The following is a 17,312-nucleotide window of genomic DNA, read 5'->3' on the forward strand; positions in this document are numbered from 1 at the left end:
TTCCATTGTTGAGACAGCTAAAGCTAATGGTGTTGATGTTTACTACTATCTGAAATATCTTCTCATGAAATGTCCAACATCTCTAACTAGCGATGAAGATCTTGAGAAGCTTTGCCCATGGAATCCTGAATGCAAAGAAGCTCTGGACGAACTCCATCGTCAACATCAGAATGCAATCTTCGATGCACTGTAATCTTTATCATATGTGAATTGTCAAGGTGCTCCAGTCTCCTACGAGGCTGGGGTATATTTTATGGGCAAAAGCCCTTGTACCTAATAATATTTTTGCGGTGGATGTGTTACCCACCGGAAAATTTAGCGCTTACGATAATTCCTCTGTATCCAAGAGATTTGAAAGATCTTCTTCTCTGGTAATTTTGTGATCAAGAGTTAATTTTCCGTCATCATATATCAGGTAGCATGTTCTTGCAGTAATATTTTCATTAATTTCGTGATAAATCCATACGCATCCACTATCATATATAGCCACTTCATCCTCTGTAGATATCAATAGATTATTTTCGTTATAAAGTTGTGCTCCGTATACAACGAACGGCATTACAATGTTGAATATTTCTTGTTCTTCTTTGAAAACGCTATATTTAACAAATATAAAAGATTCTTTCTCATTTATGAAGTAACCTTTCTTTTTAATATCCATACCGTATTTTGAAGCATTATCTGAAAGACTTTCAGATAGCTCATCAACAGTACAAGAATCATCTGACATTGCCGTAATTGTATTTTTCCAAATACTTGAAATGGTACTCGAAAGATCATTTTTATCAGATGCATCATTTCTAAGCGTTGAACTTGGCTTAATACTACCATTACCAGTAATCACTCCATTAATTAAGGAGTTTTCACATATGACCTCAGGAATTTCCAGCTCATTACAGTCCTCACCAGGCTTGTCAACTATTGAAAATTCAAGACTATCAGTTATTTTTTCAAGTTTATGGGTATTATAAACCGTATATTCATCCTCTCTTCTCAGTTTAATACTAATGATCGACATCGTATCAGCATCAAAAGTATATATAACATCATTATATGGAGTACCTTTTCGATCTTCACCAAACGCAGATGCTATACAAGGTAAATAATTCCCTTCAAATTTCACAACAATGTGCCCTTGTTCGTTGACATGACCATCAAAATCTACTGAAACATCTGACATATTATCAAAATCTGGCATAAGAAGCTTTTCAACGTTAACAAAGCTATACAATTTATGACCGGTATATTCATACGCGCTTGATTCTTTGCCATTTATTTTTCCTTCATAAAAATTGTACGATGCTATCATGCTTTGATTGTCAAAATCTCCATGGTCATATAAGTAATAATTAGTAGAATTCGTATAATTTCCATTAAGTGTCCACATATAATTATCTTCATCTATATAATAGTGTTCATATGTCAAATCGTACATTAAAGACTTGTTCGTGATAGGTGTAAATAACATTTTTCCATTAGTATCGGTAACATCTTTAACTTTATAATCGCTAATTCCAGTAGCAGACCAATGAGATGAATAATGAAGCTTCTCATAAGATGCTTCAAAAAGTTTTCGAACAGATATTTCTTTCCTGTTATATTCATAGACAACATCTAACGGATCTTGTTCTGTTCTAAATAATTTAGCAATATCCTTATAGGTAAATGTAAGAGTTAATACAAGAACCAATATTGTAAGAAATACTACTATTCCCCATAATACTTTTTTTGAACGCAAAATAATAATTCCTCCAAATAAATTAAACTTTTTTCACAAAGGGGATTATAACATAGAGAACACATACGTGTTATATTAAATAAAATAACAAGAAAACACACAGGCAAATAATAACCGCACACCCTGAAGGCTTGCGGTTATTAGGATTTTCTTTCATTTAACTCTCAATAAGACACCGAGTCTGACTTACGCGATCACCACTCATAAGAGAATGAACTTCATCAACCACGATTAAATCCAACATCACCGTGCCAGTGCCAGACAAGAGTTAATAGTGATACACAAGAAAACATTAAAGAAATCAAACACTATTTTTTATATTTTACTATTATTCATCAAACTTTATCCACTCGACAACAGTATCGTTTCTATTATCACCTGTTTTCTCTTCGACTGCATCCTTGGATTTGAATGGGAGCTCATAAATTGTTCCATACTCATCAGGATGAATTTCATCTTCAATTACATAATATCCGCATTGGTTGTCACCTTCTTTAATCACATATTTATCTATTGAAGAATATTCAGCCTGCTTATAATCACTTGCAAATGTCCTAAGATTCTCAGAATCTGCACCTGCGAACAATGATAGTTCTTCATCATTTAGAAGATTTGATATCTTAGCTTCCTTAAGAATACTATAGGCAAAATCAAAGCTTTCCAGTTGAAAACTGTAGCATGTTACCGAAGATAAGCTATCTGAAACTGTGTGATACACTTTTATACAGCATTTATTGTCTACGCTCATCGTGTCACCGGCAGATATCAGAAGATTGTTTTCATTAATAATACCATCACCAGATACCACCAGAGGCATAACTATACATCCTATTTCAACTTCACTTTGGCTGATAGTAAATTTGATAAGAGCACCCATATTCTCATCATTTATAACATATCCATCCATAACCAGATCAAATCCCAGCTCTTTGGCATTATCAATAAGGCTGTTTGAAAGATCGGAAACTGTACATATACCTTTTGGAAAAGAATTAATTGTATCACTCCAAATGTTTGAAATGATGTCTGACTGCTCTAAGTTATCGGCCATTTCTGTCTTAAAGATAGGGCTTGGCTGTATCTGGGTATCACCTGAAAATACGTCGTTAATCAGAGAATTCTCACAAATAAGTTTTGGTATTTCTATGTTCTCACAAGCATCAAAAGAGATATCATCAACTGTAAAACTAAGAGTTTGGATTCTCTGGTTATAATCATTAACCTCAAATTTTTGACTTCCACTTAGTGTTACACTTAACAGATTTTTTGATTTAAAATCAAACACATATTCTATCTGAGTATATCCTTGAGAGCTTGTCACCCCCTCTCCGAAAGCTTCTGCAATACAGTGAAGGTTTTCACCTGTAAAAGTAACCGAAACTCGTCCCGTGCTATCGGGAGTATTATTAAAACTTACCGATGTATTTTCCATCTTGTTAAGATCCGGAACCAGTATTTTTACAACGTCCGGGGACGTTCCTGCTTCGCTACCGGAATACTCATATGCAGTATATTCCTGTCCATCTATCATTCCTTCGTAGTACTTGAATGATGATAATGATTCATAAGATTGATCTTTAAAAATAATAAAGTTGTAATATTCAAGCTCTGAATCACGACCAGTTCCACTTACAGTCCATACATAATTGTCAGAATCAATATAGGACCTTTCATATTCCAAATCAGTGTATGATATACTCTCAGAATCCCCTAAATTAATGGTTCTTGTATTATTAGTAGAGTAACTTGCAGAACTAAGATAATTTTCACGTCTTCCGGAAACATTCAAATGACTTGCGTACAGAATATTTTCACTAGATGCTACGAAAAGATTTCTGATTGTAATTTCCTGACCATCATATTCATAGATATCATCAAGCGGATGCTGATATTTCAAGAAAAACTGATGAACAGATGGATAACAAAAATAGGCAGCACAGGCTACGACTGCTATCAGAATTAACCTGATGATTATTTTTGCTTTCATATTATTTTTCTCCCTCGATCTCTAGAGAAATATTATCCTCAAGAGTACTACTTTTTTCATAAAAGAGATTATAACATAGAGCTAAGAGAAATGTATTCCAAATAATCCCTGCCTCCTTCCAAATGGGTCATTTTAGTTTTATTTCAAAGAAAATGATGGTTGCTTCTATGCAGCGGCAGTGACAAAAGCAACTCAACCAGTGGTGGAGTCCCGCTAAAATAGGGCGTTTTCGCCCTGTCAACCAACAGTTCGTGTTAAAATAGATCCTGATAATGTAAGGTGGAAGCATGAAAGGAGGTGCCCGATATGGACCAGATCAAAATCGGAAAATTTATAGCATCATGTAGAAAAGAGAAAGGGATGACACAGGCTTATCTTGCAGAGAAACTTGGAATAAGTGACAGAGCTGTCAGTAAATGGGAGACAGGTAAGTCATTACCGGATACAGGTATAATGCTTGAGCTGTGTGAGCTACTTAATATCAACGTCAACGAACTCCTGTCGGGTGAAAAAATCATGACTGAAACTTATAATAAGAAAGCTGAAGAGAACCTTTTACAGATGAGGAAAGAGGTTGAGGAAAAGGACAGACAGTTACTAAGTCTAGAGATCCTGATAGGAGTACCGGCTACAGTTGCCGGAATAGTATTATGTTTTGTTGCATCCTTTGTAGAGATGTCAACAGCTCTTAGGATCATACTGATCGTATTTGCAATGCTGATCATATTTACATTTGCATTTATCGCTGTAGGTATAGAGCAGAAGGCCGGATACTATGAGTGTCAGAAATGCCATGACAGACACGTACCCACCTATTGGCAGACCAACCTTGCCATACATAAAGGACGCACCAGATACATGAAGTGCCCTGTCTGCGGTGAGTGGAGCTGGCAGAAGAAGTACCTTACTAAGGAAAGAAGCGATGATACCCCTGTCAAGATTATCAGATAAGATATAATAAAAGAGTTGTTGAGCCAGAACAATTTGCTTTACAATCAGAAAAAAGAAAGACAATCCCTTGATCATATAAATAAGTCATAGGGATTGTCCTTTTTTATTGTACTGAAGCATTGTTAATAATATAGTTCATATCATCAAGTACAAGCGCAGAGCATCTAGGGAATGTCGCCATAGTATCTTCCGGATACAGCATAAGCCCTGCAAATATCGACGCATAGAACTCAACTGATGCCGCCGTGCGGCTTATGTTCTTCTTATAACCTTTTGGAAGTTTGCAGGAAGATTTATTGTAGTTGGACTTCTCAGCTTTGAAAGCCTCCTCGAAATCATCAGATATTCTATAGTCTGTAGATATCCCTCTTAATATGTTAGACTTTATGGTAATGTAGTGTCCGAACTCATGGCATATGGATATCTTGGCCTGATCTGTTACGCAGGCACTAGCCCTTTCGACAGGTTTAGTGCTAAGCATTATAAGAGGTCCGCTGCGCCATTCGAAATAGCCTATGATATTGCCAATATTGGACCAGCCTGAAGTGTCGATCTCAGGAAGCGGATCACTTTCATGATATATACGGATATTGCCGCCATCAGCTGCATAAATATCCTGAAGAGATGCTGGAATATAACTCAGGTAATAGGTAGAATAAGTAGTGACAGTAGAATCCAAAACCACGTTACTGCATTTTGATATATTGCACCCATCAGCATAGGATCTGATAGGAAGCCATATAAGCATCAAAAACAGAACCAGCACGGCTGTGGAAAATAACGATTTTTTAGTACGGATACAGGTATGTTTGGACATATTATTCCTCCTTTCTAAATAAGTCAAAACCAAAGATGTCAACAGTGAGTAAATAGCCAAATAATCTGTAATAATATCGACATATTATCGATATAACATTAGTTTGTGTTGTAATTAAATGATAATACTTATCATTATTTCGTGCAAGTTATCATGGTTCATTGTATACACCAGATACTTATATGAGTAAATCATGTAAACATGGAATATCATAGCTAAACTGCAAAAGATAAACAGATTCAGTGAATTTGTAAGGGCTTACAAGCCAAGTAAAAAGTCTATAACAAATGTTTTATAATTGCAAGTATAAGCAGATATTATTTATGATCTATGTTTGAACATATATACCAATTGTATATTTTCTATATAATTATTCATTAGGTCAAGAGTGAATTTTATTTTTGGCATAATGCAAAATCAGCATGGCAAAATACTGTAAATAATTGACTACAATAATTTTAACTATTGTTCGAAACAGCCTTATACAATCATAAATAAAAAATATAGTAGTTTTAGTTCATCCTCGGTGGAGTCGAATTAAATTGGCTCTATTGCTGAATTTTTAACTTATATCATATCAGTTGATCATTTTACATTAGATAGGAAAACTTGAGGTTAAGATGGAAAAAAATATAAATACAACAAGAAAAATCCCCAAAAGAATAGCAAGTACAGTCATCCAGTCGCTAAAAGGCGGCGTAGTTCCGCGTATAGGCCTTCCGTATATTACGGTAGGACGTAAAAATGAGATAGATGCGCTTCTTCACGATGTAGATATAATCGCAGATGGCGGAGCCTCCTTTAGATTTATAAACGGTAAATACGGAAGCGGTAAAAGTTTCCTACTCCAAACTATACGTAATTACGTTATGGATAAAGGCTTTGTAGTGGTAGATGCAGACTTATCCCCCGACAGGCGTCTTCATGGCAACAAGGGTCAGGGCCTTGCAACTTACAAGGAGCTTATCCAGAACATGTCCACTAAGACAAGGCCGGAAGGCGGAGCGCTCACTCTTATCCTTGATAAGTGGATACAAGGCATACAATCTCAGGTGGTAGCAGAAGGTATACTTCCTGACTCAGACTCTTTTGCCACAGAAGTAGAGAAGAAGATCTTCGCAGTCATATCATCTATGAACGAGCTGGTGCACGGATTCGACTTCGCCAAAATTCTGACTATGTACTATCGCTCATATATGAACGGAGATGAAGACACCAAAGCCAAGGTCATCAAATGGTTTAGAGGTGAGTATCTTAATAAGACCGAAGCCAGGTCTGAGCTTGGGGTTAATATCGTGATCACGGATGACGACTGGTACGAATACATGAAGCTCTTTGCAAGATTCCTGCAACAGGCAGGATACGCCGGGATGATGATCATGATAGATGAGCTTGTTAATATCTATAAGATCCCGAATTCTATTACAAGGCAGTACAACTATGAGAAGATGCTGACCATGTACAATGATACCCTCCAGGGTAAAGCCAAATATCTTGGTTTTATAATGTGCGGAACACCGCAGTCCATAGAAGATCCAAGAAGAGGCGTATACAGTTACGAAGCTCTTAGATCCAGGCTCGCGGATGGCAAGTTCTCCAAGGAAGGTGTAAGAGATATGCTGGCACCTGTTATAAGGCTTGAACCTCTTACAGCAGAAGAGATGCTGGTACTGTGCGGCAAGCTCTGCGAGATTCATGCACAGCTATACGGTTACGAATCTTCACTCACAGACAATGACCTTGCAGTATTTATAAGGATCGAGTACGGAAGGATAGGAGCAGACTCTCATATCACTCCAAGAGAAGTTATAAGGGACTTCATAGAACTTCTTGATATCCTGTACCAGCACCCTGATATAGACGTGGAGAGCCTTCTTTCATCAGATGAGTTCAGCTATGCAAAAGATGAACTTGCACAGCAGGAAGATGATGTAACATCCGGTATCAGGATAGAAGGCTCTGCTGCCCCGGATGATGGTAAGGGATTCGCAGAGTTTAGACTTTAATGTGTGTTTGATTGGAAGATTAATACAGAGGCAGTGGCTTTTAAGAAAAGGTCACTGCCTTATTTTGCATTAATTGAGTTTTGGGCAGTGTTTTTAAAGCGATAAGGAAGCCCACTAAAAGCAACGTACTATATATTTTTTGTAAATGTATATATAATTGTAGTATATATTTGTAATAGATTATCTATATCTCCATTACCTTCAGACAATGGGTAATCTAACCATCCACTACAACAGTCTTAAGTAAAGCTGTTGCCAGAACCAAAAATGAGGGAATCATTATGAGAAAAAATCTAAAAAAGGCAGGTTCAGTACTACTTACAACCGCGCTCCTGACTCAGTTAGCAGGTTGCGCTGATCTGTCACTAAACAAGTCAGACACACAAGCATCCAAAGAAGAGCAGGATAGCGCTTCATCAGATGAAACAAGTACTGCCTCCGGCACATCATCTACTACGCCGCAGGAATCTTCTAATCAAGGCTCAGGCGACATAACCGTAACTTCTATAGAAAGGACCAACCTTTTAAACGGTCTGTTCTCAGAAGAAGCTCCCACTTATACAACCAAGGAAGATACACTGGTTCCTGCAAGTGACCTGTCCAATGTAGTAAACATGGAAGATTATAGCTACTATTCAGAAACATTTTTACAGGCTCTTGCATCTGACGGTTTTGCAATATCCGATTACAACTCCGGCTATGAGTTCTTCGAAGCCTATGAGGACAACAGGTATTTCCAGATAGCCAACTTCGTAACAGTTGATTCTATGATGCATACCTATCATCTGTACTTCACATATCTTTTGAAAAAGACAGAGAAGGAATATCTCACATCAGAACTTTCTGAATTGGGCAAAGAAATGCTTGATGCATCTAAAACTCAGTACGAAGCCTTAAAAGGAACAGACTGGGAGAAGGCTGCACTTATGAACGTAGCATATTTTGCAGTAGGAGCATCTCTTCTTGATGAAAGCACTGAAGTTCCTGACTATGTAAGTGACAATGTAAAAAGTGAGTTGTCTCTTATAAACAATGCTGCCGGTATAACTACGTCTCCTATATTTGGATTCGAAGAAGATTACAGCCAGTACAAGCCAAGAGGCTACTATGATCAGGATGAAGCATTAAAGCCATACTTTAGAGCCATGATGTGGTATGGAAGGATTAACTTTGACACATCAGACGATGACCTTTTAAGATCCTCAGTTCTAATGACAACAGCCATGCAGGAAGGACCTATAGACAGATGGCTTAAGATATATACAGTTACAGCCTTCTTTGCAGGAGAAGCAGATGATCTGTCCTACTACGAGTATCAACCTGCAATAGAGCAAAGCTTCACAGACTATTCAGATGTAGAAGCTATGGCAGCAGATGCACAAGGCTTTGAGACCTTCAAAGGACTTGTAGCAGCAATGGACGGCCCCAGCATCAATTCTACGATCACAATGGACGATGGCGGCGCTACAGACCACGTAGAAGAGAGCAAGGGCTTTAGATTCATAGGTCAGCGCTTCTCCCTTGATGCTGCAATATTCCAGAACCTTATGTACTCCAAGACCTTAGAGAACTCTGAAGGTGATACCAGAAACCTTCCTGATGCCCTTGACGTACCTGCAGCACTTGGCTCAGACAAGGCCATGGAGCTACTTGAAGAGCAGGGCGATACAGATTATAAGAACTATACTGAAAATATGGAAAAGCTCCAGACCGTAATATCTGAAAAAGATAACACCTTCTGGGAAACAAGTCTTTCATCAGCTTGGCTTAAAACACTTACACCTCTACTTGATGAAAAGACAAGCGCTCACCCCTTCTTCATGCAGTCGGAGAAATGGAAGATCAAGGATATTGAAGGTTTCCTTGCAAGCTGGACTGAACTTAAGCATGACACAGTTCTATATGCTAAGCAGCCAGTTGCAGAGATGGGCGGCGATGATATAGTCAAAGACGACAGAGGATACGTAGAACCGGAGCCATTGGTATATTCAAACCTTAAAAATCTCATAGACAAGACATCAGAAGGTCTTGATTCCTATGGATATATATCCAGTGATGAAAAAGATAACTTAAAGCTCCTTTCAGACCTTGCAGATAACCTCTATACAATATCCGTCAAGGAACTGGGCGGCGAGACTCTTACAGATGATGAGTACGAGCTTATAAGATGCTACGGCGGATCACTGGAACACTTCTGGCAGGACGCTGTTAAGACTCCTGATAATACAACACCTGCAGCTGTAGACTTCCCATCATCACTTGTTACTGATGTAGCAACTGATCCAAACGGCGGAACATACCTTGAATGCGCAACAGGCGGTACAGCAACGATTTATGTAATAGCTCCTGTTGACGGCCAGCTCAAGATCTGTCAGGGAGAAGTCTTCGCCTTCTATGAGTTTGTTTATAACGAAAGGCTTACTGATGATGAGTGGAGATATGGTATGGGATTTGCAAGTGAGATCGATCCCGAAACCTACGAATATGTAGAGCATGAACAGCTTGGCATCGAAAGACCCTGGTGGGCACAGGATCTAAGAGTTTCTATGTGGTAACTCAAAATTAATTTAAGGACTGTTTTAATGAAAAAGGGCACTTTTTTTAGAATAATAATTTCGATTATTTTTATAATAGTCACTTTATTATCTGCTATGTTTATAATCCCAAACAGCAAACTTACTATTCCTGAAAGTATAGTCTTTAATTCTAAGAGTGCATCTGTTTTCAATATGAATGCCAGCCTTCAAAATGGCCATTTTGAACTATCTGATGAAGGTGGAGCGGTAGTCTGGAAGAGCAGCAGCAGCTGGAAAGTGCAGGACTTCCTGATCTGCGACATTGATAATGACAGTCAAGACGAGATCCTCCTTCTAACCTGGAAGAAAGGAAGCTTTGGAAGGCACCTTCCCTTTTGGGTAGATAAGAATGATACCGAAACAGGTCAGCACATCTATATTTATGAAAAAAGGGAGCAAAATGCCGATAAATACGGCTTCCTTAGAGCATCATGGATGTCATCAAGTCTCCAGGACATAATAAACTCCTGGAGTTTTGATAATAAGACAAAGCTCCGCGTAACTTATGAAAGCGGCCAGGTACAGTATTTTAGCTGGATAGGCTGGGGGCTTAAGGCCTATGAGCTTCCATCTTCTAAAGTGACCTTTACAGCGGTAGGAGATACTATAGCTCACAAGCAGATCTATACTTACGGAGCTATGTATGAAAACAATAACTATGATTTTCTCTATGATAATGTCAAAGAAAAAATATCTGAGGCAGACCTTTCCGCAGTTGTGCAGGAGACTCCATTTGCAGAAGATAAAGATTTCTATAATGCCATAGCAGATGACATAGAAGATAACATATCAGATGACAAAAAAAGCACATCACAAGAATCCAAGATCAAAGACCAGATAAACCGTCTTTACAGCGAATATCCCAGATTTGCATCACCGCAAGGCATCGCTTCTTCCCAGGAGGCAGCAGGCTTTGACATCATAGCCTGTGCCACCAATCACATGATGGATCAGGGCATAGAAGGCATTGACAGAACCTACTATGCCTATAAGGATGATACTAATGTAATAGGCATCCTCCCCTCTGACCGTCAAGAATCAGAGAATTATATTGTCATATCCAAAAACGGAATCACCATAGCCCTTTTTGACTACACCTACGGTATCAATGACCTTGGCATCCCTTCAGGGTATTCTAATTGTATAAATATACTATCCGATGAAGATAAGGTAAAAAAAGACCTGGAAACAGCTAGACAAGAAGCTGATGCTGTAATAGTATTCGTACACTGGGGAGAAGAGTACAAAAGCGATATAACCGATTATCAGAAGAAGTGGACCGATATCTTCTATGAAAGCGGAGTTAATGTAGTAATAGGCTCTCACCCGCATGTACTTGAACCATACGAACTGATACAACGAGAAGGCGGGCAGCAGATGCTGGTATATTATAGTCTTGGTAACTTCGTATCAGGCCAAAACGAAATAGAACGTATCCTTGGAGGCATGGCAACCTTCACGATAAACAAAACAGTCACACAGGATGGCATGACCATAACCCTTACAGATTATGAACTTGAACCCATAGTAACCCATCAGGAAAAAGAAGGAATCTATACAGCCTACTTCCTTAGAGACTATACAGATTCCCTTGCTTCTATGCACAGGTTAAATCCTTCTATTGCCGGGCTGTGGGTGCTATATGATGATGAGACCAAGTTCACAATCGATTAATTTAGAATATCTTTTTGCAGTTTTTTTACAGATCCTCTCTTGTTTTTTCAATATAATCTGGCGTTATATAAAGTCACAGATCATAATTCCTTTGAACATTCTGGCTTCAGCTATAAATAAATCGTCCTTTTTTAATAACAGATGGCGCAAAATATGCGATGAAATGCATATACCTTTACAATAGTTATAAAAAGTTATAAAAACTTATAAAAGTAATCAAAACATATAAAAAGTTATAAAAATTCGCTTCATAAAATCATTGAAAGGACTGCCATTCTCCGAAGCCAGTTTTTTTATTGCTTTAATTTCAAATGGAAACCTATTAAAATATAAGGGTATGAAAAAAGGAGAATCCAGATTCTATTTTGGGAAATGGAATCTGAACAGTGACTGATATGAAAAATAGAGTGGTTGGGGCAATTCTTATTGGCATGCTTATTATGTCTGCATGCTCTTTTTCCAATTCAAAAGAAGCAGAACAGAATTCAGTAGCAGTTTCTTCAGAAGAATCTTCTGAGGTATTCATTTCACCGGATCAGACTCCGGGAGATGAATTCAAAGCCCAGATGCCAGTGCATTCTGGAATATGGCAGGCTGCTGATTATGGTAGGACGAATTACTATTATGAGTTTTCTGAAGGATATACAGGCAGACGTCTTGGCGCAAATGCAGGAGATGTAGAAGAGTTTTCTTATGAAGTAAATGATGGTGATAATCTGGTAATGCATTATGCTGACCGAGATGAATATGCTCATTATAGCTTTGGAGAAGATGGCAAGCATCTTGTACTTACCTATCAAGATTATCAGCAGAATCTTCAGTGGATGTCACACGGAACATTGGAAGATCTGGGAGGCTTAGGCCTAACCTTTACAGCGGAAGATATAACTCCGTTTGGATGTACTCTAAGATACTCTCAGAGCGGCGGATATGTCACTGGGGAAATTACTGCAGATAATTATTATAGTCTGATTGCTCATTCTGGAGAAGATAATGAATGGGGAAGCACAGATTATTTTGGTACAGAAGGGCAGACATTTACTATTGAGAAGGACTCATCAGGGGAGATAAATATTGATTGGACAAGTAAATTGGGGATGCTTGTGCCGGGTGATTATGTTTTGTATTTTCAAATCAGGGATATCAGAAATGTTGGCGGAGACTGGGATTCTTTTGATTACAGAGTTTGGTTCTCGGTTCCCCAAAATGATGGAGAAAGTCTTATAAAAAAAGTTGTTGCGGAAGCAGGAGCTGATATTAGTGATGCCAGATACTCCGTTGTCTATGACTTTGACAGTGATGGAGTCATGGAGGCTTTTGTATATTTAGGGGATGCTCCGGATGAATATGCAACATGTGCAGGAGAAGTTTGGTATGTGGACGGCGATACATGTGTGAAGATAAAAGAGTGCGGTAGTTTCTTTGTGCATGGCGATAAGGTAATAGATATGTATCCTGTCGGGGATTCAATGGTGATTGAGCTTGAAGAAGCATACGCAACTAGCACGGTTTCGTATCTGTTCATGATGGATAATGGCGAATGGAAAGAATCGGCTATCTCAGGCTTGGGTTATTTCTTTAAGCCGGATTATGTCAGTGACTATTGTGTGTCAGTGAGTGCATACGATTCTTGTGTGGATTATGAAGAAGGAAAGGAAGAGGAAGCTTTATATACTGGTCATACTTGGAAAAACTACTATTTCTTCTATGACAAAAAGTCAGGTGATTTCAAAGAGTATGTCGGAAAAGAGATATCTGAAGATGAGCTTGAGGCAGCTTGTGGCTATGATCTTGCAGCCGAGATTAGAGAAGCGGGATATCAGGTAGATGTTGTTATTAAAAGAGAAAATGGCATAATTAACGTCAATTATTCAAAAACAGAAAGAGGCGACGTCGGCTCTGTTTATAAGGAATTCCATAACGTGACATATAATGAACTGAATCAGCGATATGCCGATGCGTGGGGGACGAATGGCAATTCCTGGCAGGACTCTGATTTTGGCGGGACATACCTAAAAGCCATTACAGAAAGATAATCATAAATGTTAGCTGGAGTGAGAAAGTGAAGAAAAAGGGGATAATCATATTATCAGTTTTTGTGGCAATCCTAGCTGTTTTAACGATTGCTTGAATATGTTGGGGAACAGTAAAAAGAAATAGTTGATTTCGTTGTTTTGCGAACCAATTAGCTCGAACTTGCATAAATTGCTAAGGCACCGATTCATTGAGGGGAGTAGGCTGATTTTGATAGTAGAAGTAATTTTCTCAGATTTCTATAGAACAATTTTGTTATGTATATTATCTGTTTGTATTGCATTTATGGCGCGGAATGCTACTAAAAGAAAAAGAGTATTAGCGTTTTTGGGGTACGAGGCAGTTATGCTGTTGCCGTTCATTTGGATATTAGTATTAAGCATTGTTTTTACATACTATAGTGATGGCTCATGGATGTCTCTGGTTCCATGGGAATTAAAATGGATTCTATATTTTACAGTTATTACGGTATTACAGTTTCTTTCATATCAATTATTGTGGAAAAAAAGTAAAGCTCTCAAGGCTTTGGCATTGTTGATAAGCGTTATTATTGTTGTGGCTCCATTGTATATACTTGATTTTCAAATGCTGAGTTGGTGAAAGGTGACGTATGAGTTTTGAAGATAAAGACATGAGTGAAATTATTGAAAGCGATTTTGATGAGCCTGACAAGAAGAATTGGATAGTCTGGGTATTTACCATTCTGTGCATTGTTATTGGAGCGGCTGTGCTTATTAAGTTTATTCCTACCATTATTGCCTCTGATGATGCTGTTATTGCAGAACCTGTGGAAGATGTCGTTGAGTTTCCTGTTTACTATGTAGAAAACATGGATGGACTCCGTCTTGATGATACCGATTTTGACATAGCAAACTACTATTTTCGAAATGAGTATGAGTATAATCACTATTATATTGATAATGATAATGTACTTTGGGGTGTGGGGGATAACAGTGAAGGACAGCTTGGCATCGGGAATCGCTCATCTTATGAAGGCACACCGCAGAAAATGGCAGAGAATGTTATCCATGTTGATGGTGCGGCCTTCTTTGTGATTTATCTTACTGAAAACGGTGAATTATACGGAGCCGGGGCAAACCAAAATGGATTGATGGGACTTGAGAATCCATATGGAAAAGAATGGATTTACTATGATGATATAGTTGCAGCAAGCCCTGTATTGCTTATGTCCGACGTTAAATATGCCAGAGCAAGCCAAAGCGGAATAGTTGTCCTCAAAGATGATGGTTCAGTCTGGTGGTGGGGGCAAATTAGGACTACATCTGCAAAGCATCCTGACGATACAATTGGGTGCAGTTACTCGGAGCCTACTAAAATGCTTGATGATGCAATCTATGTTACCTGTGGTTCTTTCAGCATGGCTGCCATTAAAGAGGATGGTACATTGTGGACCTGGGGCAATAACACCTTTGGAAGCTGTGGATATGACAGTAAGAATCAGGATTTCATAGAAGAACCGGTAAAGGTATTGGATAATGTAAAAATGGTTTGGATGGATGAAGTCAGATTTGAAAAAGCTAAGCCATATGCCGAGAGTGAAAGTGCCGAAGGAAATTATGATTATGACTATACATATGTTACCTTTGTGGAAAGAAAAGATGGCACATTATATGCTTGTGGTAAGTATGTGGACGGCGAAGGTAGTAAGATCTGGGATTTCAAACTATATGGAGATATTTTAAGAACTCCTGAAGAATATATGGATGATGGGCTTCATGAGCCAGTAGAACTCGTGTATTCCGACAGATTTCAAAGGATACAGTTCAAAGAAAAGGATTGAGCGAATGAAAGTAAATAAAAGCATTATTCCATCAATAATATATAGCTTATTACTACTGATATTGGCTCTTCAGGGATGGTTTACCAGATCTATGATATTAGCCTTTTTTGTAAATCCACTAATCCTGTTAATTGCTGTATTTTGGTTCATTTGCACCTGTATTGTTGGATTTATTGCGAGTAGTTTAGCTCATAACAAACCTGGAATGAGAGTGCTGTATGCTCTCACAACGTCAGTTCTGGTCGCAGTAGCCGTTATGATATCTTCAGTATCATATGATACCCATTTTTACAGAATCTTTCGCGTGAATTATATATTTGATGTGATAAGAGATTATCCTTATTGGATGATCGTAGGAGCACATTTTCTAATGTTCTGGCTTGGCGAAGAGATAGGAAATGGTTGTGGGAAAGAACGTGATGCAGCTAATGCAGCCAAAGAAGAGACTCATTTTGAAATAAAGAGTTGAATATTTATTCGCTTTTTTGTGTAAATGGGCTATTGGGGGATGGCACAGAAAAAACGCGTCGTCGATTATTGGAAGATAACCGTTGCTAAGATGATTTTGAAATAATCATATTTGGCACCCATATGTCGATAGTTGTTTATGAGGCGACAGGACTGGTTCTTGTCGCCTTTCAAATTTTTTTCAAAATTTTTCCAACACTTTTTTCATCCATTACGTCTTAACTAATAGAAGGACAAAAGACCTTTCGGCCGAAGGGTATTTCACATGAAGGAGGAACCGTCATGGATACCCGAAATATGTACATGGAAATATATGGCTCTGGCTGTGCTATAGGGAATGTATACTCTGTACCGGCATGGGCAAAGAGCGAGCGGCTTGAGTATTCTGTGTCGCTTGCAGAAATATGGAGGATGGGAGAGAGTGCTGTAGGGAAAAGAGAACAATGGAACTTGAAGCGATTTTTCAACAATTCAATAAAGACCTGCTTGCATATAGTTAACAGTGCTAAGGCGAAAGTTGACAGGGCACTTCTTATGGCTAATGAAAAGGGCGTAAGAGTAATGAACTGTGCCATGTTATCAATAGATAAGGATGTAGAGCCAAAGCTTATCTGCGACAGACTCCAGATCAAGAACTGTGCAAAAGTTTCCTGCACAGAGGAGCAGGAAAGCGCTGTTCATACAGTGTCCAAGAATGTTGCGATGATAGGCTCAAATAAACCAGGCGGAGATGGAGAAGAGTCCGGAGGCATCATGGGTATGATGGGCTCAGTATTTGATGTTGTAAAGCAGGTGGCAAATACAAGTATGATCAATGCTGAGAAGCATATTATGTGATTACTAAGATTGCGAATACGTAAGCGACGAACCGTGGATCCATCGGAAGTATGGGAAACTGGTACGGAGCTACAATGTTTGTCTATGAAAATGCTAGGGTAAAGTTTTTGTAGGATTAATAGATAATGGTAAAATAATTGTACGCAATAAAAAGGACAACCTTCTGTGTTAACATATTTGTTGGCAAAAACAAAAAATGCAGGAGGTGTCCTTATGGACAGTATAAAACAAATTTGGGAAGAAGTGGAAGAAAAACTTGTAAAAATTAAGGAATCTTTTGCAAAGAATCCTTTCGAGATGGCTGAGTTTGAAAGAGGAGTACATGCTCAGTTCAACAGACTCGAAAGAGATTTCATAAAGCAAACGCTTGAAGAAAAAGACAACCAGATAAGAGGCAGTCTCAAACGCTTAGACAACTGGGTT

At 38.4% G+C, this 17,312-nt stretch carries 13 protein-coding genes and 1 pseudogene; 11 read left to right on the plus strand and 3 right to left on the minus strand.

The window, feature by feature from the left end; genetic code table 11:
* Window positions 1-193, plus strand: a 193-nt coding sequence (locus BMX21_RS18380; RefSeq protein WP_143057214.1) for a transposase domain-containing protein, incomplete at its 5' end; no start/stop codon positions are given.
* A 129-nt stretch (window positions 194-322) separates the two neighbouring features.
* Here BMX21_RS18380 and BMX21_RS18385 read toward each other — a convergent pair.
* The gene (locus tag BMX21_RS18385) at window positions 323-1,738 is read right to left on the minus strand and encodes a hypothetical protein (RefSeq protein WP_092046810.1); all 1,416 of its coding nucleotides are present in this window, start codon (window positions 1,736-1,738) and stop codon (window positions 323-325) included.
* 328 nt (window positions 1,739-2,066) lie between these two features.
* A complete protein-coding gene (locus BMX21_RS18390) occupies window positions 2,067-3,725 on the minus strand; it encodes a hypothetical protein (protein ID WP_092046814.1) in 1,659 nt (552 codons plus the stop codon).
* 306 nt (window positions 3,726-4,031) lie between these two features.
* On the opposite strand from BMX21_RS18390, the gene BMX21_RS18395 reads away from it, so the two are divergent.
* The gene (locus tag BMX21_RS18395; protein ID WP_092046818.1) at window positions 4,032-4,676 is read left to right on the plus strand and encodes a helix-turn-helix domain-containing protein; all 645 of its coding nucleotides are present in this window, start codon (window positions 4,032-4,034) and stop codon (window positions 4,674-4,676) included.
* 103 nt (window positions 4,677-4,779) lie between these two features.
* Here BMX21_RS18395 and BMX21_RS18400 read toward each other — a convergent pair whose 3' ends face one another.
* Window positions 4,780-5,493: a hypothetical protein gene (locus BMX21_RS18400; RefSeq protein ID WP_022756930.1), complete on the minus strand. Its 714-nt coding sequence runs from the start codon at window positions 5,491-5,493 to the stop codon at window positions 4,780-4,782.
* A gap of 620 nt (window positions 5,494-6,113) precedes the next feature.
* Between BMX21_RS18400 and BMX21_RS18405 the strand changes: the two genes are divergently transcribed.
* The 9 genes and pseudogenes from BMX21_RS18405 to BMX21_RS18445 form a co-directional block, all read left to right on the plus strand.
* Entirely contained in the window at window positions 6,114-7,499 is a 1,386-nt protein-coding gene (locus BMX21_RS18405; protein ID WP_177174114.1) for an ATP-binding protein, read from the plus strand.
* Window positions 7,500-7,780: 281 nt separating this feature from the next.
* A complete protein-coding gene (locus BMX21_RS18410; RefSeq protein ID WP_092046823.1) occupies window positions 7,781-10,054 on the plus strand; it encodes a DUF3160 domain-containing protein in 2,274 nt (757 codons plus the stop codon).
* Window positions 10,055-10,081: 27 nt separating this feature from the next.
* Window positions 10,082-11,749: a CapA family protein gene (locus BMX21_RS18415; protein ID WP_092046826.1), complete on the plus strand. Its 1,668-nt coding sequence runs from the start codon at window positions 10,082-10,084 to the stop codon at window positions 11,747-11,749.
* Window positions 11,750-12,144: 395 nt separating this feature from the next.
* Window positions 12,145-13,785, plus strand: a complete 1,641-nt coding sequence (locus BMX21_RS18420) for a hypothetical protein (protein WP_143057300.1) — start codon at window positions 12,145-12,147, stop codon at window positions 13,783-13,785.
* Window positions 13,786-13,993: 208 nt separating this feature from the next.
* On the plus strand, window positions 13,994-14,383 hold the full coding sequence (locus tag BMX21_RS18425) for a hypothetical protein (RefSeq protein WP_143057301.1): 390 nt from the start codon (window positions 13,994-13,996) through the stop codon (window positions 14,381-14,383).
* Between the two features lie 10 nt (window positions 14,384-14,393).
* Window positions 14,394-15,584 carry an RCC1 domain-containing protein gene (locus BMX21_RS18430; protein ID WP_092046833.1) on the plus strand — a complete coding sequence of 397 codons (1,191 nt, stop codon included), beginning with the start codon at window positions 14,394-14,396 and terminating at the stop codon, window positions 15,582-15,584.
* Between the two features lie 304 nt (window positions 15,585-15,888).
* Window positions 15,889-16,053 carry a hypothetical protein gene (locus tag BMX21_RS19510; protein ID WP_177174115.1) on the plus strand — a complete coding sequence of 55 codons (165 nt, stop codon included), beginning with the start codon at window positions 15,889-15,891 and terminating at the stop codon, window positions 16,051-16,053.
* Between the two features lie 281 nt (window positions 16,054-16,334).
* On the plus strand, window positions 16,335-16,889 hold the full coding sequence (locus tag BMX21_RS18440) for a hypothetical protein (RefSeq protein WP_092046841.1): 555 nt from the start codon (window positions 16,335-16,337) through the stop codon (window positions 16,887-16,889).
* A gap of 213 nt (window positions 16,890-17,102) precedes the next feature.
* Window positions 17,103-17,312, plus strand: a pseudogene (locus BMX21_RS18445) (hypothetical protein); the annotation flags it as partial.

The sequence above is a fragment of the Butyrivibrio sp. TB genome (assembly GCF_900110805.1).
In the GTDB taxonomy this organism is placed as follows: Bacteria; Bacillota; Clostridia; order Lachnospirales; family Lachnospiraceae; genus Butyrivibrio; species Butyrivibrio fibrisolvens_C.

What these genes read in the sequence shown, in the direction of transcription:
- BMX21_RS18390 (WP_092046814.1), bottom strand. Translation starts at nt 3,725, where the DNA reads ATGAAAGCAAAAATAATCATCAGGTTAATTCTGATAGCAGTCGTAGCC.
- BMX21_RS18395 (WP_092046818.1), top strand. Translation starts at nt 4,032, where the DNA reads ATGGACCAGATCAAAATCGGAAAATTTATAGCATCATGTAGAAAAGAG.
- BMX21_RS18400 (WP_022756930.1), bottom strand. Translation starts at nt 5,493, where the DNA reads ATGTCCAAACATACCTGTATCCGTACTAAAAAATCGTTATTTTCCACA.
- BMX21_RS18405 (WP_177174114.1), top strand. Translation starts at nt 6,114, where the DNA reads ATGGAAAAAAATATAAATACAACAAGAAAAATCCCCAAAAGAATAGCA.
- BMX21_RS18410 (WP_092046823.1), top strand. Translation starts at nt 7,781, where the DNA reads ATGAGAAAAAATCTAAAAAAGGCAGGTTCAGTACTACTTACAACCGCG.
- BMX21_RS18415 (WP_092046826.1), top strand. Translation starts at nt 10,082, where the DNA reads ATGAAAAAGGGCACTTTTTTTAGAATAATAATTTCGATTATTTTTATA.
- BMX21_RS18420 (WP_143057300.1), top strand. Translation starts at nt 12,145, where the DNA reads ATGAAAAATAGAGTGGTTGGGGCAATTCTTATTGGCATGCTTATTATG.
- BMX21_RS18430 (WP_092046833.1), top strand. Translation starts at nt 14,394, where the DNA reads ATGAGTTTTGAAGATAAAGACATGAGTGAAATTATTGAAAGCGATTTT.
- BMX21_RS18440 (WP_092046841.1), top strand. Translation starts at nt 16,335, where the DNA reads ATGGATACCCGAAATATGTACATGGAAATATATGGCTCTGGCTGTGCT.